Consider the following 19,904-nt stretch of genomic DNA (forward strand, 5'->3'; position numbering starts at 1 on the left):
CTGGCGGGGGCAATGGAAATAACCGAATTTAGAGGTTATTAGGATTTGCCCGAACCAATCGGTTCGATAGTTGGATTCGTTTGTTCTTATAATGAGGTACCCGGTGTTCAAAACGTGCAAAGGACTGGTAGCGGCCGCAGCATTGTTGTCTGGCACCATTTTAACGGGGCAGGCGGCGTTCTCGGAGACGTTGACCGGCGCTCTCGTCAAGGCCTACAAGAACAATGCTAACCTGAACTACTCCCGCGCAGGCGTCCGCGTTACGGATGAAGGCGTGGCGATTGCCAAGTCCGGTTATCGCCCACAGATTACGGGTTCTTATAACGTAGGGCGCGGCAAGACCCCTTCAAGCCGAGGATATCGTACGACAGGCACATTCGGCATTGAGCTGAATCAGATGCTGTTCGATGGATTTCAAACCAAGAACAACGTCGCCGCCGCCGAGACACAGGTCTTTGCCCAGCGCGAGAACCTCCGCAATGAAGAGCAGAACAGACTCTATGAGGCGGTGACCGCCTATATGGATGTCTATCGCGCTCGCCAGATCGCGGCCCTGCGTGAACGCAACCTTGCAGCCCTGAACGAACAGGTTCGTGCAGCCCGCGCTCGCCTCGACGTGGGCGAGGGTACGCGCACCGACGTTGCCCAGGCAGACGCCAGCCGCTCGAATGCGGTTGCTGCGCTCAATTCTGCGCGTGCGGATGTCAAGTCGGCAGAAGCAACCTACGTGCAGGTGATCGGCGTTCAGCCGGACAAGCTTGCAACGGCTGCGGCAGCCAAAAATCTGCCAGCCTCGCCGGATCAGGCATTCTCCATTGCGATTGCTGGCCATCCGGGCATCCTCGCGACGCAGTACGCCGTCAACGCTGCCGGATATAATGTAAAGGCTAAGGAAGGCGCTCTGCTTCCTTCCGTCGGGCTTACGGCAAGCGCCAGCCGCCTCGATACTTATGCCGGTGAGGGCGGTTCGCAGACCGACGGTAATTCGGCTTCCATCGGTGTTGGTGTGAGCATTCCGATCTATACCGGTGGCCGCACTTCGGCACAGGTCCGCCAGTCCAAGGAGCAGCTTGGTCAGGCGCGTATCGAAGTCGACGTGGTTCGCGATCAGGTTCGGCAAGCGATAGGCTCAGCTTGGTCGCAGCTTGAAGCTGCCCGTGCGTCGGTCAAGGCAAATCGGGACGGTATTTCTGCCGCACAGCTTGCTCTCGATGGCGTCATCGAGGAACGCAAGGTGGGGCAGCGCACCACGCTCGACGTGTTGAATGCGCAAAACGATCTCATCACGGCGCAGATCGCTCTGGTCGAATCCGAGCGTAACGTCATTGTTGCCAGCTATGCGCTCCTGAACGCGACCGGTCGCATGACCGCCAGCCAGATGGGGCTGCAGGTTGCCGAGTACAAGCCGGAAGAGCACTACAACGCCGTCAAGGACAAGTGGTTCGGCCTGCGCACACCGGACGGCCGCTGATCATTTGTGTGGAATGAGAATTGAAAGGCACCTTCGGGTGCCTTTTATTTTGCCGTCGATTCGGGATTCTCGCGGTATCGCAAATCCTTAACAAATCCATAAAGCTGTGAGTTTGAGAGCACGTTTCCTGCGTGGGGATTCTCAAACGGGGGATCGTCCGCTACCCTTAATCCATTGATTCTCTGTCTTTTGCAGACAATGTCGCAATACAGGAAAGCGGATTAGCCATGGCACAGACATCCAGCGCAACACGTGAACCGTCGATGGAAGAGATTCTCGCGTCCATCCGCAGGATCATTGAAGACAGCGATGTCACCCGCCAGCCCGCACCGATGGCATCTCAGGTTCGTGGAGAGGTTGCCGAGTTTCGTCGTCCGGTCACCGAGCAACCCGTTGCGCAGCCGGAGAGGCCCGCAATGATGCGCAATGTGTTCCAGGACGAACCGACATTGCGCGGCCCGATCAGCGAGCCGGTGCCGCCAGCGCCCGAACCGGCAATCGAGGCCGAGGATGAGGATGAAGTTGTTCTCAACGCCGAGAATGACGATCATTCCAACCCGGAGCCTCTGGCACATCCGCTACAGCCCGCGGCAACGGATATTTCGCTGGAAGAAATGGACCTTTCGGTTGAGGCGGAGATTGCAAAGGCGGTCGATACCTTGCTGGAACCGGAATCCGATGCGGAAATCGAGCAGGAAGTTCCTGTCCAGCCCAAGGCTGCCGCCCCGGTTACAGAAGCCGTTGCAAAGCCGCAGCCTTCTGCCCATATGTTGTCGCAGATCGCGGAACGTCAGGTAGCTGCTGCGTTTCAGGATTTGAATCATGCGGTTAGGGCTGAACCGCGCCGCTCGTTCGATGATATTGCTTCGGAACTGCTGCGCCCGATGCTGCAGGACTGGCTCGACAACAATTTGCCGACGCTCGTTGAGCGGCTTGTGCGGGAAGAGATCGAACGCGTGGTACGCGGCGAGCGATAAGCGTACCGGCCCGATCCGTTGAAATCTGACCCGTCTGTGCAGCAGGCGGGTTTTCACTTTTAGAATGACCGACGGCGGCGCTGTCACTTTTAAAGTGATTTGTCAGCTGTTAGTTGCTATTGAGCCTTCAATTCATTCATCGCGCATAAAGACCGGATAATTCCATGCTTGAGAAGACCTATGACGCCGCGGCGATAGAGCCGAAAATTGCTGAACGCTGGGAAGAAGCGGGTGCATTCAAGGCGGGTGCAGGCGCGAAGCCGGGAGCCGATCCGTTTGCCGTGGTTATTCCGCCGCCGAACGTCACCGGATCGCTGCATATGGGCCACGCGCTCAACAACACGATCCAGGACATCATGGTCCGCTTCGAACGCATGCGCGGCAAGAATGTGCTGTGGCAGCCCGGCATGGACCACGCAGGCATTGCCACCCAGATGGTGGTCGAGCGCCAGCTGGCTGAACGGCAGGAACCAAACCGTCATGCCATGGGCCGCGAGAAGTTCATCGAACGGATCTGGCAGTGGAAGGCTGAATCTGGCGGCATGATTTCCAACCAGCTGCGCCGTCTTGGTGCCTCGTGTGACTGGTCGCGCGAGCGCTTCACCATGGACGAAGGGCTTTCGCGCGCGGTTCTGGAAGTTTTCGTCTCGCTTTACAAGCAGGGCCTCATCTATCGTGACAAGCGCCTGGTCAACTGGGATCCGAAGCTGCTGACGGCGATTTCCGACATTGAGGTCGAGTCTCGCGAAACGAAAGGCCATCTGTGGCATTTCCGTTATCCGCTTGAGAACGTTCCGTTCGACCCGGAAAACCCGCACACTTACATCGTCGTGGCGACAACGCGGCCGGAAACCATGCTGGGCGACACCGGTGTCGCGGTCAACCCGAAGGACGGGCGTTACCATGCTCTGGTAGGAAACGACGTGGTGCTCCCGCTCGTCGGTCGCCACATTCCGATCGTTGCCGACGATTATGCCGATCCGGAAGCCGGTTCTGGCGCGGTCAAGATTACGCCTGCGCATGACTTCAACGATTTTGAGGTCGGCAAGCGCAACGATCTGCGCGCCATCAATATCCTGACGCCCGAGGCCGCAGTTACGCTCAAGGGCAACAATGACTTCCTGGAAGGCCTTGAGCTGACGCCCGAACTGAAGGCGCTCATCAACGAGCTGGATGGGCAGGATCGCTTTGCGGTTCGCAAGCGCATCGTCGAATTGATGGACGAGCGCGGCTATCTGGAAAAGATCGAGGACCACACGCACGCCGTTCCGCACGGTGACCGCGGTGGCGTGCCGATCGAACCCTACCTGACCGACCAGTGGTATGTGAACGCTGCCGAACTTGCCAAGCCTGCAATGGCGGCTGTTCGCGACGGCACCACGCAGATCGTTCCTAAGAACTGGGAAAAGACCTATTTCGACTGGATGGAAAACATCCAGCCGTGGTGCGTCTCGCGCCAGCTTTGGTGGGGACACCAGATTCCGGCCTGGTATGGCCCGGACGGCAAATGCTTTGTCGAAAAGAGCGAAGAAGAGGCAAAGGCCTCTGCGCGCGCCCACTATGGCGAAGATGTTGCGCTCGAGCGTGATACCGACGTTCTCGACACATGGTTTTCGTCTGCGCTGTGGCCGTTCTCCACACTCGGCTGGCCGGACAAGACGCCGGAACTCGCAACCTATTATCCAACCAGCGTTCTGGTGACCGGGTTCGATATCCTGTTCTTCTGGGTTGCCCGCATGATGATGATGGGTCTCCATTTCATGGAGGAAATCCCGTTCCATACGGTTTATCTGCACGCTCTGGTTCGCGACAAGCATGGCGCGAAGATGTCGAAGTCGAAGGGCAATGTCATCGATCCGCTGGAGTTGATGGACGAATACGGCGCCGACGCGCTGCGGTTCACCCTTGCGATCATGGCCGCTCAGGGGCGTGACGTTAAGCTCGATCCGGCTCGTATTGCAGGCTATCGCAATTTCGGCACCAAGCTCTGGAATGCGACGCGCTTTGCGCAGATGAATGGCGTGAAGCTCGACGCCGGCTTCAAGCCGGAAAACGCCAGCCTTGCCGTCAATCGCTGGATACTGACGGAGCTGACCAAGGCCACGCGCGCCGTGACCGAGGGCATCGACAACTATCGCTTCAATGAAGCGGCGGGCGCCGCCTATCGTTTTGTCTGGAACCAGTTCTGCGATTGGTATCTGGAACTGCTGAAGCCAATCTTCATGGGCGACGATGAAGCTGCGAAGGCTGAAGCCCAGGCTACTGCAGCCTATTGCCTCGATCAGATCTACAAGCTTCTGCACCCGTTCATGCCTTTCATGACGGAGGAACTCTGGACCCTGACCGCAGGCGAGGGGCAGAAGCGCGATACGGTGCTGGCGCTTGCAGCCTGGCCGGAACTGTCGTTCGAGGACGAGGAAGCAGCGGCTGACATCAACTGGCTGGTTGATCTCGTCACCGGGATTCGTTCGGTTCGCGCGGAAATGAATGTGCCAGCTGGGGCGATCGCTCCTGTTGTCGTTCTGGATGCGAATGCGGCAAGTATTGACCGCTTTGCCCGTCACGATGCTGCGATCAAGCGTCTTGCGCGTGTCGAGAATGTTTCGTTCGAGGCACAGGCTCCAAAAGGTTCGGCACAGATGCTGCTGGGTGAGGCGACAATCTGCATCCCGCTTGGCAATCTGATCGACCTGAAGGCGGAAGCCGCACGCCTCGCCAAAGAAGCTGGCAAGATTGCCGCCGAAATGGACCGCATCGAGAAAAAGCTCTCCAACGAGAAATTCGTTGCGAATGCGCGTGAAGAAGTCGTTGAAGCGGAGCGCGAGCGGCTTGCGGAACTGAAGGAAGCCGCGCAGCGTGTGGCAACGGCCGAGTCACGCATCCGTGATGCAGGCTGAATTGACCTGACGTAAGAAAACAGATTTCGGTCGAATCAAACGCCCGGCAGCCTCCGCTGTCGGGTGTTTTGTTGCGCGGTAGTCGCATTTCGGCGCGTTTCAAGCGGCAGAGGGAGTGATCGAACTGGCGTTTCGATTGTTTTTGAGCAATGTTGCGCTTTCGCAACAAGGCGAAAAAGCGGCCGAAAATTGGCCGATTCAGGCATGTTTTGCCATGTGCTTGGTCTAATTTTACTAATGAAACGACGATATGATCGGTGTTTTAGCCATTTTCCGCATATGTGTCGAAAGTTCCATAACGCTAATCCAAATTAATGCATCTTGCGGGCTGAATCCTTCCTGATTTACGTTTTCGTCAACGTTAATACCGTTGCTGTGTGGGAGGACATTTATGAGTGTACAGCGCGTGAAAATGGCAGGGATGGTCGCAGCTTTCCTCGGAAGCGCGGTCGCTGCCCATGCGGGCGGCTTCGAGCGCAGCTCGCAGGATTTCGATATTCTTTTCGAAAAAGGCAATGTCGTTGATACGACCGGCACTTATGTCGCTCCTCAGCGTAAACTGAAGAATATTCATGGTTCGCCTATTGGTGCAATGACGGGCGGGATCAATCCAATCACCAAGCGGGCTTACGAAACCGAGGTCGATGAAGCCAAGGGCTATTGGGTACCAAAGGCATCTGCGAAGTTTGATCTGACCGACGATTTTGCTTGTGCGGCACAGTATCGTCAGCCTTGGGGTATTCACACCGACGTCGGCGTTGATACGGTTCGCATGTATACGGCGATCGAGCAGAAGATTTCTTCGCACGATTACGGCGTGAACTGTTCGTACCGTTTTGCAGCGGGCGAAAAAAGCTACTTCCGTATTTTAGGCGGTGTGAGCTACCAAGAACTCAAGGGCGAACAAACCCGCATGATTCCGGGGATTGATCCAAGAAATAACCCGACGAATTTCCCATTCCCCGGCCCATTTCGTATTGCATCTCTGGATGTAGAGGATGAAGCTGTGGGCTGGCGTCTCGGTGCGGCCTACGAAATCCCTGAATATGCAATGCGCGCAACGCTCGTTTATCAGTCCAAGGTCAAGTACAACCTTGAAGGCACGATTGATAACCTGGCAATTGTCGGCGGACGCGCAGTGCCGATCAATGTTGAAAGCGATGTGGCGACACCTCAGTCGGTTGAATTCAAGTTCCAGACCGGTATCGCACCAGACTGGCTTGCTTTCGGCTCGGTCAAGTGGACCGATTGGTCATCCATCTCCCACGTGGATTTCAACGCGTCTGACAGCAGAGTTGCTCCCAAGGGCAGGACGATCACGAGCTTGAACCTGTATTACCAGGATGGCTGGACGGTAAGCGGTGGCGTTGGCCATAAGCTCAACGAACAATGGTCGGTGGCCGGTACCGTAACCTGGGATCGTGGCACCAGCACAGGCATGACGTCGCAGACTGACGTATGGCTGTTTGGCCTGGGTACCAACTACAAGCCGAACGATCAGTTCGAAGTTCGCCTGGCCGGTGCTGCTGGCTGGCTTTCTTCCGGTGAACTCGACGATACCGTTGTCGGCGGCAAGCCGAGCCTGACCGGTTCCAAAGGCGAGTTCGGTAACGACTTTGTCGGCGGTCTGTCACTCACTGCGAAGGTCAAGTTCTAAGCTCGACATTTAAGACACGAAAAAAGCCCGGCGTTGCCGGGCTTTTTGTTGGAAACCGCTTGGGCTCAGGACCGTTCAAGCCGCGCAAGCAGCGAAGACGTATCCCAGCGGTTGCCTCCGATCTTCTGCACTTCCTTGTAAAACTGGTCCACGAGAGCCGTAACCGGCAGAAGCGCGCCATTGCGGTCCGCTTCCTCAAGACAGATGCCAAGGTCCTTGCGCATCCAGTCGACCGCAAAGCCGAAATCGTATTTGCCCTGGTTCATGGTGCCGGAACGGTTCTCCATCTGCCAGGAACCCGCTGCCCCCTTGGAGATTACCGAGATCAGCTTTTCGATATCGAGACCAGCCTTCTTGCCGAAATGGATGCCTTCCGCCAGTCCTTGAACAAGGCCGGCAATACAGATCTGGTTGACCATCTTTGCAAGCTGGCCCGAGCCGACCGGGCCCATGAGGCCGACCATGCGCGCATAAGCATCGATTATTGGCCTGACGCGCTCAAAAACAGCTTCCGGCGCTCCAACCATGACCGTCAGCACACCGTTTTCGGCACCTGCCTGCCCGCCGGAGACAGGCGCATCGATGAAGTGAAAGCCGCGCTTCTGCGCTTCGGCGTCCAGTTCGCGGGCAACCTCCGCGGAGGCCGTGGTATTGTCGATGAAGATCGCATCCTTCCTCATGGTCGAGAATGCGCCATCCGGGCCGATGGTGATGGAACGAAGATCATCGTCATTGCCGACACAGGCGAAAACAAAATCCGCATCGCGAACGGCTTCGGCCGGCGTGGCAGCAAAGCTGCCGCCGAATTCTTTTGCCCATTTTTCGGCCTTGGCCGTCGTGCGGTTATAAACCGTGACGTCGTGACCGCCCTTGTTCTTGAGATGTCCGGCCATGGGATAGCCCATGACGCCCAAACCCAGAAAGGCGACTTTAGCGGGTGTCGTCATTCGTTCATTCCTCTGGATAGATGTAAGCAATCAGGTGAGAGGCGTCATAACGGCTGCCTGATAGGCCGGACGCTGTTTCAAACGGTCATACCAGTCTTCGAGCCGTGGGAGAGAGGGGCGCTCAATTGGGAACTCGAACCACGCATAGGCATAGCAACCGATGGGAATGTCGCCAATGCCGAAATTGTCGCCCGAAAACCAGGCGGCATCCTTGAGGCCGTCATTGGCAATCTGCATCGAATGAGCCAGCCCCTGAAGACCGCGTTCCAGAATGGCCGGATCGCGTTCCGCTTCCGGCAACCGGATCAGATGCTTGATGACATCGCTGAAATTGGAGGCGAGGGAGGTGGAGGCCCAATCCATCCACTTTTCAGCCTGCGCGCGCATGGCCGGGTCCTCGATCCAGAACGTTCCCTTGCCATAGACTGCCGCAAGGTAACGGGTGATGGTATTGGATTCCCACAACACAGTGTCGCCGTCTTCCAGTAGCGGAATCAGCCCGTTCGGATTGCGCGCAAGATATGTGGGGTCTTTCAGGCCACCAAACTGGCCGCCCACATCGATCTGCTCATAGTCGAGATTAAGTTCCCGCGCTATCCAGAGCGCCTTCTTCACATTTGTGGAATTGATACGACCCCAGATTTTCAGCATGACTCAGCCTGTTGCATTACTGTCGAAAAATGCATTCTAAACAGATCGTCCCCGAAAGTCGCAAGACTTCCGGGGACGATATTTTGCCTTATGCCTATTTAGTGATCTCTAGCGAACAAGATGACGTGTCAGTCGTCGTTCGAGAAAATCCCAAACGTGCCGCAGACACTCGACGATCACCAGATAGATGACCGCTGCCCAGAGATAGGTCTGGAAATCGAAGGTCCGCGAATAGGCGCGGCGCGTTTCGCCCATAAGGTCGAGCACGGTGATGATGGCGACAATGGCCGAACCCTTAATCATGAGGATGATTTCGTTGCCGTAAGGGCGCAGCGCTACGATAAGCGCCTGCGGAAGAATGACCTTCCAGAAGGTCACACGCTTTGAAATGCCAAGAGCCGCGGCGCCTTCCCATTGGCCGAGCGCCACGCTCTGGATGGCGCCGCGCAGGATTTCAGCCTGATAAGCCGCCGTATTGAGCGAAAACGCCAGAATCGCGCAATTCCATGCATCGCGGAAAAACACCCAAAGCCCGATGCTTTCGAGAAACGGACGGAAGGTGCCAAAACCGTAATAGATAAGGAATGTCTGCGCGAGCAGTGGTGTGCCCCGGAAGAAATAGACGTAGCCGAAGGCAAGTCCGCGAAGCCATCGATTGTTGGACATGCGCGCAGCCGTGATCGGCAGCGAGAGCAGGGCGCCTATGATGATAGAAACAGCGACCAGCTTCAGCGTGATAAGAAGACCGGACCAGTAGCGCGGCCCGTAGGTTTCAAACAGATCGACGCGCCATGCGTTGTAGAGATAGATCGCAAGGCCGGCGAAGAGAAGGAACCATAAGGCGACGATGACGTGGCCTGCGACGCGCATCCGCGTCCATTGCTTTACCACTGGCGGCGGGGCCATCACCGGGACTGTCGTGTTGGAAGCCGTCTGGCTCATATCATGCACCTCGCGAACGGTTGGCGCCTGCATCGGCCCAGCGGGCAATGCGGTCGATGAAGTAGGACGAGATGATTGCGAGAACCAGATAGAGCAGGCAGGCTATGCCGAAGAACAGAAACGGTTCCTTGGTCACGCGCGCCGCGATGGAGGTCTGCCGCAGGATATCCGACAGGGTGATGACGGAAACCAGCGATGTATCCTTGAGAAGCACCAGCCACAGATTGGCCAGACCGGGCAGGGCGATGCGGATCAGCTGCGGCAGGATGACCTTGCGCATGGTCTGCCAGTGCGACAGGCCGACGGCATAACCGCCTTCATATTGCCCGCGCGGGATGGCGCGGAATGCCGAGAGGAAGACTTCGCTCGAATAGGATGAGAAGACGAAGCCCAGCGCGACCATACCCGCGCCGAACGCATTGATTTCGACATTGGCTTCCACGCCGAACAGGCTCAAGAGCCGCTGCAGTCCCAGCGATGCGCCGAAATAGACGAGAAAGAGGGTCAGAAGTTCAGGCAAACCACGAAAGATCGTCGTGTAGATGTTTGCTGCCAGCCGTATCGAGGGTTCGCTGGATTGTTTGCCGACGGCAACCAGAAATCCAAGTGCGAGACCGACGGGAAGTGTTGCGAGGGCCAGCGAGACGGTAACCAGAAGGCCCCAGGCAATGCTTGCCCCCCAACCGTCCGGGCCGAAACTCAACAAAGTGGCGTAATGTTCCATGCGCCTATTCTTTTTCCTGAAGGCAACTGCCTGTGCTTTTTATCGCCTGCGGGCATCAACCCGGCGAGGCTTGTGCGGCATGCCCGTACAAATGTTTTGCGCCGGTTTGCCAAAACGCAAACCGGCGCATGTCTATCAATTTGGATTAGTTTTCGGCGCCATAAGCATCGAAGTCGAAGTACTTGTCGTTGACTTCCTTGTATTTGCCGTTCGCGCGGATGGCCTTGATGGCTGCGTTGAACTTTTCAACCAGTTCGGGGCGGCCCTTCTTGAAGGCCACGCCAGCGCCCGGACCATGGATTTCGATAACTGGCGGGAACGTACCGACCATCTTGCAGCAAGCCCCATCCGGGGACTTCAGCCACTGGGCCAGCGTGACGCTGTCGTCGTTGACGGCATCGAGACGGCCATTGGCGAGATCGAGGCGATATTCTTCCGCCGTCGGATAGGCCTTGATCGTGCTGTCGGTGAAGGTCTTTTCAGAGTAGTTGGAATGCGTGGTGGAAACCTGCACGCCGATGGTCTTGCCTGCGAGGTCTTCCTTGGTCACACCCTTGATGTCGGTGTCTTTAGGAGCCGCAATGCCGGGAGGCGTGTTGTAATATTTATTGGAGAAGTCGACCTGCTTCTTGCGCTCGTCCGTGATGGACATGGATGCGATGAAGGCGTCGAATTTGCCTGCCTGAAGCGCAGGAATAGCGCCGTCCCATTCCTGGGTAACGAATTCGCACTCGGCTTTCATCTCCTCGCAGAGCGCCTTGGCGATATCGACGTCGAAGCCCGAGAGGGTGCCGTCCGGATTGATGAAGTTGAAGGGAGGATAGGCGCCTTCGGTGCCGATCTTGAGCTTGAGTGGTTCTTCTGCATTGGCAACGCCAGCAGCCATGCTGCCGATTGTGATTGCCAGTGCTGCGACCGATGCTGCAGTGGCGATACGCTTCAATACGCGCATTTTCAGTCCTCTCGTTTGTTTTGGCTGGTTCCCTGATTATTTCTTCTGGTTCAGCCGCTTAAGGGGCACTCACGACCGTGTAACTTTAAATTGCACGTTTGGCAGCGGATTCCCCTTGTCCCTACCAATAGATGGTTGAGCCGATCATGCGCAATATTTTTTCGCGCTTCCATCTCCACCATCAGGTCTGTCGGCGATATTCCCACCATTTTTAGACGATTGGCAAGATGGTCCGTGTAATTAAATTGTGTCTCTTGAGAGTGAATTCGTCTGCATTTTCTGCATGTTTTTGTCTCGTTATAATGGAAATCGCTATTTTGACCATAAAATTTAGGGAGTTGCTCAGAACGCCATCTCGCGTTGGACAAAATCGGCTATTTTCTCGATATCATTGATGTCGAACACGGGCACTGCTTCGTCGGGTTGGGGCTGGTCGCTGGCGATGGCGACGATGGTCGGATCGTCGCGGGAAAGCGCGGGCCCCTCATGGCTCCCCTGCCGACGCAACTCGATTTTCTTGTGTGTTTCGCGCTTGTAGCCTTCGACCAGGACAAGATCGCAGGGCGCCAGTTTGGCGGCAATCTCACGCAGGGAAGGCTCTTCTTCGCCTGTGCTCTCATGCATGATCGCGTAGCGCTGCGACGAGACTATGGCGACTTCCACCGCTCCCGCATTTCGATGCCGCCAGGAATCAGTTCCTTCATGGTCGATATCGAAATTGTGATGGGCATGCTTGATCGTGGCGATACGGTATCCGCGGGCGGTAAGGCATGTCACCAGGCGTTCGGTCATTGTTGTCTTGCCGGAGTTTTTCCAGCCGGTAATGCCGAAAAGCTTCTGGTTCATTCCATCGACTCAGCCAGTTTTCGGGCCGCGACAAGATCGTCGGGCCGATTGATGTTGAAGAACGGATCATATGTTTCCGGACTATCGCCAGCGAAGGCAAGCGGAAAATCGACGGTCTCAAAACCTATATACTCAGCGAACGCAAGCACGCTCGCCCTGTTCGTTTCGGAGAGCCAGGCGGACAGTTCATGCGCCAGCCCCGTTTCCCACAGGCCGAAAATCGGATGCACCCGGTCAAGGGAACTGGCGAGAACGATACGCGCTCCGCTTTCATTTCGACGCGAAAGAAGGCGGCCGGCGAGATCGTGAGGCAGGAACGGCGTATCGGCTGCCGTTGTCAGTAAAAGGGAAGCCCCCCGCGCATGGATCAAAGCCGACAGGATGCCGACAAGTGGGCCGCCATGTTTTGAAGGCAGGTCTTTTATGATCGGTACGCCGAGATTGGCCAGATGGGGATCATCGCTGTTCGCATTGACAACGAGAGTTTCGACCTGCGGGCTGATGCGCGTGATGACGTGGGCGATGATCGAGCGCTCGCCGTTGAGTGGCTGAAGGAACTTGTCGCCCGCAACGCCACCTTCCTGCATGCGGCTGGAAAGCCCCCCGGCGATGATGGCCCCTGCTATCATGACGGTTCCACGCCCGTCGGGATCGTCGCGAGCGTGCTCTTGTTGCGTTCGCGCTTCTTCAATACGTTTTCGCGATAGACCATGTAGACGCCGCTTCCGACCACCAGAATAGATCCGATGATCGTATATATGTCAGGCGCTTCACCGAAGATCAAAGTGCTGAGGCCGATCGCCCAGAGCAGGCTCGAATAGCGGAACGGTGAAACGAACGAGACTTCGCCTTCGCGCATCGCCAGAATGATGAAGTGATAACCCACGAGAAGCAAAACGGCGGCAATGGCCATGGCGCCGACGGCGGTCATCCCGAGTGGCTGCCATCCGCCCATGGGAACTGTCAGCGCGCCGCCCGTCAATGTTATCGCGCCTGCGGTCAATGTCGACAGAAAGAGGGTCGGTACATGCGCCGGCACGCGGCGTGTCGCGATATCTCGTGTTGCGGCAAAGCACACGCTGGCGAGAAGCACGGCGACAGCGGCCAGGCTCGCCGCGCCATCCGTTCCAGGCCGGATGATGATGAGAACGCCTACCAACCCGACAAGGATACAGCACCAGCGACGCCAGCCCACTTTTTCCTTCAGGAAGAGCGCCGCCCCGAGCGTCACGACAAGCGGCGTTGCCTGAAAGACGGCGGAACAGAAGGCCTGCGAAAGATGACCGAGGGAGTAAATATAGGTGATCGTGGCGACGACTTCGCCCACAACACGCAGGATCGTCATCCTCTCCAGCGAAAGATTGCGCAACGCGCCGTGGCGCCATGCCAGCAAACCGATCAGCGCCGTCGCGAATATGCCGCGGACCAGCATATACTGCCCGCTGTTCATCTCGGTCAGGAGATATTTTGTGATCGTATCGCCGATGGTGAAGGTCCCCATGGCGAGAAGCATGAAAATACTTGCACGAAAATTCGCTGATTGCGGCACGATACAGAATCCGTTTTGGGCCTGAGCCTTGGATTGCATACCGTTTTAAAGTCGATCTCGCGACAACTATTTCAGGTGATTTGTGCTTTTCAAGTATAGGCGGCTCAACCGCCGGTAAGGCTCATGTGGCGCGCAACCGCCGGGCGATTATGATCGCGGTCGATGATGAAATCGTGCCCTTTCGGCTTGCGCGAAATGGCTTCGTCAATCGCCTGGCCGAGCAGCAGGTCGCTTTCGCTTTCCCGCAGCGCCTTGCGCAGATCGGCATCGTCGTTCTGGCCGAGGCACATATAGAGCATCCCCGTGCAGGTCAGCCGGACGCGATTGCAGCTTTCGCAGAAATTATGGGTCATCGGCGTGATGAAACCCAGCCGCCCGCCTGTCTCGGCAATCGTCACGTAGCGGGCAGGGCCGCCCGTGCGGTACGGGATGTCCGATAGCGTGAACTGACGCGACAGGTCTTCCCTTACCTGCGACAGCGGCAGATATTGGTCGGTGCGGTCGAACTCGATCTCGCCCATCGGCATTGTTTCGATAAGGGTCATGTCCATGCCGCGGCCATGCGCCCAGCGGATCAGTTCAGGAATTTCATGTTCGTTGAAATCCTTCAGTGCGACCGCATTGATCTTGACGCGGATACCCGCACGCTGTGCAGCCTCAATCCCCTCAAGAACGCGGGGCAGATCGCCCCAACGGGTGATCTGATGGAATTTTTCAGGGTCGAGCGTATCCAGCGAGACATTGATACGGCGTATCCCGCACTCCGCCAGTTCGTCGGCAAAGCGTGAAAGCTGCGATCCGTTCGTGGTGAGGGTCAGTTCATCCAGCGCACCTGATTTCAAATGGCGCGAAAGCTGCCGGATCAGGTGCATGATGTTCTTGCGCACCAATGGCTCGCCGCCGGTCAGGCGCAGTTTCCGCACTCCCTTGTCGATGAAGGCGGTGCAAAGCCGGTCCAGTTCCTCGAGCGTCAGCAAATCCTTCTTGGGCAGGAACGTCATATGTTCCGCCATGCAATAGGTGCACCGGAAATCGCAGCGATCTGTAACCGAAACGCGAAGATAGGTGACGGCGCGCCCGAAAGGATCGATCATGGGTCCAGTCGGGGAAACAAGTGGCTGGGCTTGGTTTGTGTGCATCATAAGCCGTTGTTTCCGCTTGTTGCGCAAGAATGTCCGCATCGTTTCTCTAGAGATAGGACCTACGGACTTCATTGTCCAGTTTCGCGCGCACGAAGCTCTTTCAATAATGATCGCGCCTATTGCGATATTTTAACGCGGGGCCTATCAAAGCTGGCGAATATCCAAGCTGGAGAATGGTTATGAGCGAAGTCTGGCCGACCGAATTGCGCGTTTCGCACGACCGCAGGCTGCTGACGGTGGCATTCGACGATGGCCAGAAATTCGAGCTGGCCGCCGAATTGCTGCGTGTGCTCTCGCCTTCGGCGGAAGTGCAGGGCCATTCGCCGGAACAGCGCGTGACGGTTGGCGGCAAGCGCAATGTCGAAATCATGAAGGTCGAGCCGGTCGGCAATTACGCCGTTCGAATAACTTTCGACGACATGCACGACACCGGCCTGTTTTCGTGGACCTATCTCCACAAGCTCGGCACCGAGAAGGAGACGCTGTGGCAAACCTATCTCGATGAGCTTGCCGGGAAGGGGCTCAAGCGGGACCGCTGACCTATTCCTTCTCCAGCATTTCGCAGATGCGGCGCATCACGTCGCCCATCGCGTTGCATTGCGCGGCTGTCGACTGCGCCATGACGCGGTCGATCAGTTCCGTATAGACCGTCAGCGCGTGTCCCAGCAGCTTTTCGCCCTTGGCAGTCAGGGTCAGGCGCATCACACGCTTGTCCGTCGGGTCGCCTTCGCGCACCAGCAAGCGACGCTTTTCCAGCTTTGGCAGCAGCATGGTGATGTTTGAGCGCCCGACAAGAATGCGGCGCGCAAGATCGTGCTGGGATTCGCCGGGATGGCGATAGATATTCATCAGTACATCGAGGTCCGCGATCTTCAGATCGAAGGTCGATAGCCCTTGGGCGAGGGCGCGTTCTACCGCCTTGCCGGCGCGCGCGACGGCAATCCAGTTCTTGAAGCGGGGATTATCCCACGGCAGTTTTTGAGTCTCGTCTTGCATTTTGTTCATTCTTGTACAATTATTTGTTCAGGATTGAACATAATTGAGGCCCTGTCATGACATCGTTCTCTTTGCAGGTTACGCGATTCGGCCTGGGTGTGCTCGGACGCATTGATGCCGAGAAGGCGGGCCGCGCGGCATTCAGGATTTTCTGTCGGACGCCAAGCCGCAAGCCGAAGACGAAGGCCTATGCGGCGCGCCTTCAAAAAGCGAACACGGAACTTGGCCAGGCAAAGCGGCTCGATCTGATTATCGATCGCGGGTTGATCGCGACTTATCTGTTCGAGCCGAAGGTTCCGGTGGGGCGCACCTCGCTCGTCGTCCACGGATGGGGATCGCGCACTGCCGACATGATGACGATCATTCGTGAGCTTGTCGCACGCGGCGAACGGGTCGTTTCCCTCGACCTGCCGGGACATGGTGCATCAGCGGGCCACACGCTCAACATGATACAGGCAATCGCCGCCGTTGATGTGGCATGGCGCCAGTACGGCCCGTTCGACGCGATGATCGGTCACTCATTTGGCGGCGCGGTCATCATCAATGCGGCGGCGGGGTCCGTCGGTTGCTACCGGTCACACCGCCCGGCAAAGCTGGTGACGATTGCCTCTCCGCACTCAATGGCGGGCGTTTTCGACGGTTTCGGCAAAGTGCTCGGGCTTGGCCGCGATGCGCGCAACGCCATGAAGGAGCAGGTCCGCTACATCGCGGCGCGTCCGATCACGGATTTCGATACCGATGTGCTCCTGCGCCGCATGACGATACCGACGCTGGTCGTTCATGCGCATGACGACAAGGAAGTTCCCGCCATTTGCGCGGAAATGGTTGGCAAAGCTGGTTCCCATGTCACGGTGCGCTGGGCCGACGGCCTTGGCCATCGCCGGATCATCGCAAGTGCGGAAGTAGCGTCCATCGTGGCGGATTATCTTGATGATGCTCCGGGGTTAAGGCTCGTCGCCTGATCGTGCTTCGCCGGGAACAAGTTTGTCCCATGCCGCCATGGCGCCCTGCGCCGCTGCAGTAAGGTCTGCTCGTGTTCCACCGTCGCGCGCAAGAATGGACATGCCGTTCTGTACCGTTGCGTAAAAGGTTGCCACCGCTTCGCAGTTGACCGACATGGCTATGTCGCCGTCGCGAATGCCGCGCTCGAGCCGCTTTTTCAAAATTTCGATATTGGCCTGGCGACAGTTGCGCAGCACGGTGCAGACCTTGTCGCTTGACTGTGTACGGTGCAGCGCATCCAGCGCGATCATGCATCCGCGAGGCACCGATTCCTGGCAATAAGCGTCGATAGTGGCGTAGAGAAACTGCTCGAATGCCCGGCGGACCTCCGGCGTCTTATCCAGCGTCGACCATATTTCTACCCCGACTTCACCGGAATAAAGGGTGAGGGCTTCAAGATAGAGCCCTTCCTTGCTGCCGAAAGCTGCATAGAGGCTGGGAGCATTGATGCCCATGGCGGCTGTCAGGTCGGCCAGCGACGCGCCATCAAAACCTTTTTCCCAGAATTTGAGCATTGCAGTACGCAGCGCTGTCTCGCGGTCGAAGCTGCGGGGGCGTCCTTTGTCTGCCATGCTCCCTCCTTTCTGTATCGATCAATAAATAAATCGCTTGACCGCTCAGCGCAAGCCTGTCAGCAATTATGTATCAATTGATACAGAAAGGAAATGACATGCCAGCAGAAGCTCTGAACGGGAAGGTTGCTTTCGTCACTGGCGGAAGCCGTGGCATCGGAGCCGCAATTGCGCGGCGGCTCGCGAAAGATGGGGCGGCAGTCGTAATCACCTATGTGAATGGTAAGGAAAAGGCCGATACAGTGGTCTCCGGGATATTGGCCGATGGCGGCAAGGCGCTGGCGCTGAAGGCCGACAATCGCGATGCCAGCGAGATTGCAGCGGCCATCGAAAATACCGTCAAGGAATTCGGCCGTCTGGATATATTGGTCAACAGCGCCGGCATCTGGCATGCTGCCCCGCTGGAACAGGTCAAGCTTGCCGATTTCGATGACGTAATGGCGGTAAACTTCCGCGCTGTCTTTGCGGCCGTTTCCGCAGCCGTTCCGCATCTCGGTACTGGCGGACGCGTGATCACCATCGGCTCCAATCTCGCCGAAAGCGTGCCTTGGCCGGGCATCAGCCTTTATGCGGCAAGCAAGGCGGCGCTGATCGGTCTGACGAAAGGGCTGGCGCGCGATCTCGGCCCCAAAGGCGTCACGGTCAATGTCGTTCACCCCGGCTCGACCGATACCGACATGAATCCGGCAGCAGGCGACCATGCGGAACAGCAGCGCGAACGCATCGCTACCGGCAGCTTCGGTTCGCCCGACGATATTGCAAGTCTGGTCGCCTGGCTTGCCAGCCCCGAAGGACGCTTCGTGTCGGGAGCCTCGCTCACCGTCGACGGTGGAGCCAACGCCTGAAACGAAAAGGGCGGCTCGCGCCGCCCTTGTTTTCTGTCTCTTGCTTGAACTGCCTAGCCCAGATTGAGCTCCTTGAAGAAATCGTTGCCCTTGTCATCGATGACGATGAAGGCCGGGAAATCTTCCACTTCGATGCGCCAGATCGCTTCCATGCCGAGTTCCGGATATTCGACGACCTCGACCTTCTTGATGCAATCCTGCGCCAGACGGGCAGCCGGGCCACCGATGGAACCCAGATAGAAGCCGCCGTGCTGGCCGCAGGCTTCGCGCACCTGGCGCGAACGGTTGCCCTTGGCGAGCATCACCATCGAACCGCCGAAGGACTGGAACTGGTCTACATAGGAATCCATGCGGCCAGCCGTGGTCGGGCCGAACGAGCCGGACGCGTACCCGGCAGGCGTCTTGGCCGGGCCTGCATAATAGATCGGGTGGTTCTTGAAATAATCCGGCATGGCTTCGCCGTTTTCAAGCCGCTCGCGAATCTTGGCATGCGCCAGATCGCGCGCCACGATGATCGGTCCGGAGAGTGACAGGCGCGTCTTGACCGGGTGCTTCGACAATTCCTTGAGAATGTCCTGCATCGGTTGATTGAGGTCGATCTTGACCACATGCGACGACAGTTTTTCCTCGTCAATGTCCGGCATGTACTTGGCGGGATTGGTTTCCAGCTTTTCCAGAAAGATGCCGTCTTTGGTGATCTTGCCCTTGGCCTGACGATCCGCAGAGCAGGAAACGCCAATGCCGATCGGCAGTGAAGCGCCGTGGCGAGGCAGGCGAATGACGCGCACGTCATGGCAGAAATATTTGCCGCCGAACTGCGCGCCGACACCGAGCGACTGCGTGAGTTTGTGGATTTCAGCTTCCATTTCGAGATCACGGAAGGCGTGCCCGGTTTCCGAACCCTTGGTCGGCAGGCTGTCCAGATAGCGCGTCGAGGCGAGCTTGACCGTCTTCAGGTTCATCTCGGCGGAAGTGCCGCCGATGACGATCGCCAGATGATAAGGCGGGCAGGCGGCTGTGCCGAGGCTCAGGATCTTGTCCTTGAGGAAATCGATCATGCGGTCGTGGGTGAGGAGCGATGGCGTTCCCTGATAGAGAAACGTCTTGTTCGCCGAACCGCCGCCCTTGGCGACGAAAAGGAACTTGTAGGCGTCTTCGCCTTCTTCATAGATATCGATCTGCGCGGGCAGGTTGTTCTTGGTGTTCTTTTCCTCGAACATCGACAGGGGTGCCAGCTGCGAATAACGCAGGTTCTTCTTGTTGTAGGCGTCGAGAACGCCTGCGCCCAGCGCATCGGCATCGCCGCCTTCGGTCCACACGCGGCGGCCCTTCTTGCCCATGATGATGGCCGTGCCGGTGTCCTGACACATGGGCAGCACGCCGCCAGCGGCGATGTTGGCGTTTTTCAGGAGGTCGTAGGCAACGAACCGGTCGTTGTCGGTCGCTTCCGGGTCTTCGAGAATCCTGGCAAGCTGCTGAAGATGGCCGGGGCGCAACAGATGGTTGATATCGGCAAAAGCCGCTTCCGAAAGCAGGCGAAGCCCTTCCGGGTCAACCGTCAGGATTTCCTGTCCCTTGAACGTATCGACAGAAACATGATCCGAAGTCAGCTTGCGGTAAGGGGTGTCGTCTTCGCCAAGAGGGAAAAGATCGGCGGCGCTTGCTTCTGCCATCGCGGTACCTCGCTTGCTTGCCAGCTGCGCCAGCCGGAAATGGTCACCGTTCCGGCTCGCG

19 protein-coding genes are annotated in these 19,904 nt (G+C 57.4%); 7 read left to right on the forward strand and 12 right to left on the reverse strand.

Features of this window, described 5'->3' with window-relative positions:
- The first annotated feature begins 91 nt into the window (after window positions 1-91).
- From ACOWVS_RS05265 to ACOWVS_RS05280, 4 genes are all read left to right on the forward strand, one after another.
- Window positions 92-1,471, forward strand: coding sequence for a TolC family outer membrane protein (locus tag ACOWVS_RS05265; protein WP_006472153.1), 1,380 nt, complete (start codon window positions 92-94; stop codon window positions 1,469-1,471).
- Window positions 1,472-1,698: 227 nt separating this feature from the next.
- Window positions 1,699-2,448: a PopZ family protein gene (locus tag ACOWVS_RS05270; RefSeq protein ID WP_006472154.1), complete on the forward strand. Its 750-nt coding sequence runs from the start codon at window positions 1,699-1,701 to the stop codon at window positions 2,446-2,448.
- Between the two features lie 164 nt (window positions 2,449-2,612).
- On the forward strand, window positions 2,613-5,345 hold the full coding sequence (locus tag ACOWVS_RS05275) for a valine--tRNA ligase (protein ID WP_006472155.1): 2,733 nt from the start codon (window positions 2,613-2,615) through the stop codon (window positions 5,343-5,345).
- 421 nt (window positions 5,346-5,766) lie between these two features.
- Window positions 5,767-7,002, forward strand: coding sequence for an OmpP1/FadL family transporter (locus tag ACOWVS_RS05280; protein ID WP_021585100.1), 1,236 nt, complete (start codon window positions 5,767-5,769; stop codon window positions 7,000-7,002).
- Between the two features lie 65 nt (window positions 7,003-7,067).
- Here ACOWVS_RS05280 and ACOWVS_RS05285 read toward each other — a convergent pair whose 3' ends face one another.
- From ACOWVS_RS05285 to moaA, 9 genes are all read right to left on the reverse strand, one after another.
- Window positions 7,068-7,949, reverse strand: a complete 882-nt coding sequence (locus ACOWVS_RS05285) for an NAD(P)-dependent oxidoreductase (RefSeq protein ID WP_006472157.1) — start codon at window positions 7,947-7,949, stop codon at window positions 7,068-7,070.
- A gap of 30 nt (window positions 7,950-7,979) precedes the next feature.
- Window positions 7,980-8,600, reverse strand: a complete 621-nt coding sequence (locus ACOWVS_RS05290; protein WP_006472158.1) for a glutathione S-transferase family protein — start codon at window positions 8,598-8,600, stop codon at window positions 7,980-7,982.
- A gap of 108 nt (window positions 8,601-8,708) precedes the next feature.
- On the reverse strand, window positions 8,709-9,542 hold the full coding sequence (locus tag ACOWVS_RS05295) for an ABC transporter permease (RefSeq protein ID WP_006472159.1): 834 nt from the start codon (window positions 9,540-9,542) through the stop codon (window positions 8,709-8,711).
- A gap of 1 nt (window position 9,543) precedes the next feature.
- Complete coding sequence (locus ACOWVS_RS05300) at window positions 9,544-10,266, reverse strand: ABC transporter permease (RefSeq protein WP_006466733.1); 723 nt, start codon at window positions 10,264-10,266, stop codon at window positions 9,544-9,546.
- A 145-nt stretch (window positions 10,267-10,411) separates the two neighbouring features.
- Entirely contained in the window at window positions 10,412-11,218 is an 807-nt protein-coding gene (locus ACOWVS_RS05305; RefSeq protein WP_006466734.1) for an ABC transporter substrate-binding protein, read from the reverse strand.
- A 342-nt stretch (window positions 11,219-11,560) separates the two neighbouring features.
- A complete protein-coding gene (mobB, locus tag ACOWVS_RS05310; RefSeq protein ID WP_006472160.1) occupies window positions 11,561-12,064 on the reverse strand; it encodes a molybdopterin-guanine dinucleotide biosynthesis protein B in 504 nt (167 codons plus the stop codon).
- Entirely contained in the window at window positions 12,061-12,693 is a 633-nt protein-coding gene (gene mobA, locus ACOWVS_RS05315; RefSeq protein WP_006472161.1) for a molybdenum cofactor guanylyltransferase, read from the reverse strand. Before mobA ends, mobB begins: the two co-directional genes overlap by 4 nt.
- Window positions 12,690-13,577, reverse strand: a complete 888-nt coding sequence (locus ACOWVS_RS05320) for a DMT family transporter (RefSeq protein ID WP_031345994.1) — start codon at window positions 13,575-13,577, stop codon at window positions 12,690-12,692. The genes mobA and ACOWVS_RS05320 overlap by 4 nt, the downstream gene beginning before the upstream one ends.
- 140 nt (window positions 13,578-13,717) lie before the next feature.
- Window positions 13,718-14,752 carry a GTP 3',8-cyclase MoaA gene (gene moaA, locus ACOWVS_RS05325; protein ID WP_006472163.1) on the reverse strand — a complete coding sequence of 345 codons (1,035 nt, stop codon included), beginning with the start codon at window positions 14,750-14,752 and terminating at the stop codon, window positions 13,718-13,720.
- Window positions 14,753-14,934: 182 nt separating this feature from the next.
- Between moaA and ACOWVS_RS05330 the strand changes: the two genes are divergently transcribed.
- Window positions 14,935-15,294: a gamma-butyrobetaine hydroxylase-like domain-containing protein gene (locus tag ACOWVS_RS05330; protein WP_006472164.1), complete on the forward strand. Its 360-nt coding sequence runs from the start codon at window positions 14,935-14,937 to the stop codon at window positions 15,292-15,294.
- Between the two features lies 1 nt (window position 15,295).
- Here ACOWVS_RS05330 and ACOWVS_RS05335 read toward each other — a convergent pair whose 3' ends face one another.
- Window positions 15,296-15,760 carry a MarR family winged helix-turn-helix transcriptional regulator gene (locus ACOWVS_RS05335; protein WP_021585103.1) on the reverse strand — a complete coding sequence of 155 codons (465 nt, stop codon included), beginning with the start codon at window positions 15,758-15,760 and terminating at the stop codon, window positions 15,296-15,298.
- Between the two features lie 47 nt (window positions 15,761-15,807).
- On the opposite strand from ACOWVS_RS05335, the gene ACOWVS_RS05340 reads away from it, so the two are divergent.
- Entirely contained in the window at window positions 15,808-16,713 is a 906-nt protein-coding gene (locus ACOWVS_RS05340) for an alpha/beta fold hydrolase (protein WP_006472166.1), read from the forward strand.
- On the opposite strand, the gene ACOWVS_RS05345 is transcribed toward ACOWVS_RS05340, so the two are convergent.
- Window positions 16,696-17,325 (reverse strand): TetR/AcrR family transcriptional regulator, encoded by a 630-nt coding sequence (locus ACOWVS_RS05345; RefSeq protein ID WP_006472167.1) that lies wholly within the window; start codon window positions 17,323-17,325, stop codon window positions 16,696-16,698. The genes ACOWVS_RS05340 and ACOWVS_RS05345 overlap by 18 nt on opposite strands.
- A gap of 98 nt (window positions 17,326-17,423) precedes the next feature.
- Between ACOWVS_RS05345 and ACOWVS_RS05350 the strand changes: the two genes are divergently transcribed.
- Window positions 17,424-18,170 (forward strand): 3-oxoacyl-ACP reductase family protein, encoded by a 747-nt coding sequence (locus tag ACOWVS_RS05350; protein WP_006472168.1) that lies wholly within the window; start codon window positions 17,424-17,426, stop codon window positions 18,168-18,170.
- Between the two features lie 53 nt (window positions 18,171-18,223).
- Here the strand turns inward: ACOWVS_RS05350 and ACOWVS_RS05355 are convergent, their stop codons facing one another.
- Window positions 18,224-19,843, reverse strand: a complete 1,620-nt coding sequence (locus ACOWVS_RS05355; RefSeq protein ID WP_025091462.1) for a fumarate hydratase — start codon at window positions 19,841-19,843, stop codon at window positions 18,224-18,226.
- Window positions 19,844-19,904 lie beyond the last annotated feature (61 nt).

This window comes from Brucella sp. IR068, from assembly GCF_049065885.1.
Taxonomy (GTDB): domain Bacteria; phylum Pseudomonadota; class Alphaproteobacteria; order Rhizobiales; family Rhizobiaceae; genus Brucella; species Brucella intermedia.

Excerpts from the sequence above, each read along its gene's own strand:
- ACOWVS_RS05265 (WP_006472153.1), top strand. The coding sequence starts at position 92 with ATGAGGTACCCGGTGTTCAAAACGTGCAAAGGACTGGTAGCGGCCGCA.
- ACOWVS_RS05270 (WP_006472154.1), top strand. The coding sequence starts at position 1,699 with ATGGCACAGACATCCAGCGCAACACGTGAACCGTCGATGGAAGAGATT.
- ACOWVS_RS05275 (WP_006472155.1), top strand. The coding sequence starts at position 2,613 with ATGCTTGAGAAGACCTATGACGCCGCGGCGATAGAGCCGAAAATTGCT.
- ACOWVS_RS05280 (WP_021585100.1), top strand. The coding sequence starts at position 5,767 with ATGGTCGCAGCTTTCCTCGGAAGCGCGGTCGCTGCCCATGCGGGCGGC.
- ACOWVS_RS05285 (WP_006472157.1), bottom strand. The coding sequence starts at position 7,949 with ATGACGACACCCGCTAAAGTCGCCTTTCTGGGTTTGGGCGTCATGGGC.
- ACOWVS_RS05290 (WP_006472158.1), bottom strand. The coding sequence starts at position 8,600 with ATGCTGAAAATCTGGGGTCGTATCAATTCCACAAATGTGAAGAAGGCG.
- ACOWVS_RS05295 (WP_006472159.1), bottom strand. The coding sequence starts at position 9,542 with ATGAGCCAGACGGCTTCCAACACGACAGTCCCGGTGATGGCCCCGCCG.
- ACOWVS_RS05300 (WP_006466733.1), bottom strand. The coding sequence starts at position 10,266 with ATGGAACATTACGCCACTTTGTTGAGTTTCGGCCCGGACGGTTGGGGG.
- ACOWVS_RS05305 (WP_006466734.1), bottom strand. The coding sequence starts at position 11,218 with ATGCGCGTATTGAAGCGTATCGCCACTGCAGCATCGGTCGCAGCACTG.
- mobB (WP_006472160.1), bottom strand. The coding sequence starts at position 12,064 with ATGAACCAGAAGCTTTTCGGCATTACCGGCTGGAAAAACTCCGGCAAG.
- mobA (WP_006472161.1), bottom strand. The coding sequence starts at position 12,693 with ATGATAGCAGGGGCCATCATCGCCGGGGGGCTTTCCAGCCGCATGCAG.
- ACOWVS_RS05320 (WP_031345994.1), bottom strand. The coding sequence starts at position 13,577 with ATGCTTCTCGCCATGGGGACCTTCACCATCGGCGATACGATCACAAAA.
- moaA (WP_006472163.1), bottom strand. The coding sequence starts at position 14,752 with ATGCACACAAACCAAGCCCAGCCACTTGTTTCCCCGACTGGACCCATG.
- ACOWVS_RS05330 (WP_006472164.1), top strand. The coding sequence starts at position 14,935 with ATGAGCGAAGTCTGGCCGACCGAATTGCGCGTTTCGCACGACCGCAGG.
- ACOWVS_RS05335 (WP_021585103.1), bottom strand. The coding sequence starts at position 15,760 with ATGAACAAAATGCAAGACGAGACTCAAAAACTGCCGTGGGATAATCCC.
- ACOWVS_RS05340 (WP_006472166.1), top strand. The coding sequence starts at position 15,808 with ATGACATCGTTCTCTTTGCAGGTTACGCGATTCGGCCTGGGTGTGCTC.
- ACOWVS_RS05345 (WP_006472167.1), bottom strand. The coding sequence starts at position 17,325 with ATGGCAGACAAAGGACGCCCCCGCAGCTTCGACCGCGAGACAGCGCTG.
- ACOWVS_RS05350 (WP_006472168.1), top strand. The coding sequence starts at position 17,424 with ATGCCAGCAGAAGCTCTGAACGGGAAGGTTGCTTTCGTCACTGGCGGA.
- ACOWVS_RS05355 (WP_025091462.1), bottom strand. The coding sequence starts at position 19,843 with ATGGCAGAAGCAAGCGCCGCCGATCTTTTCCCTCTTGGCGAAGACGAC.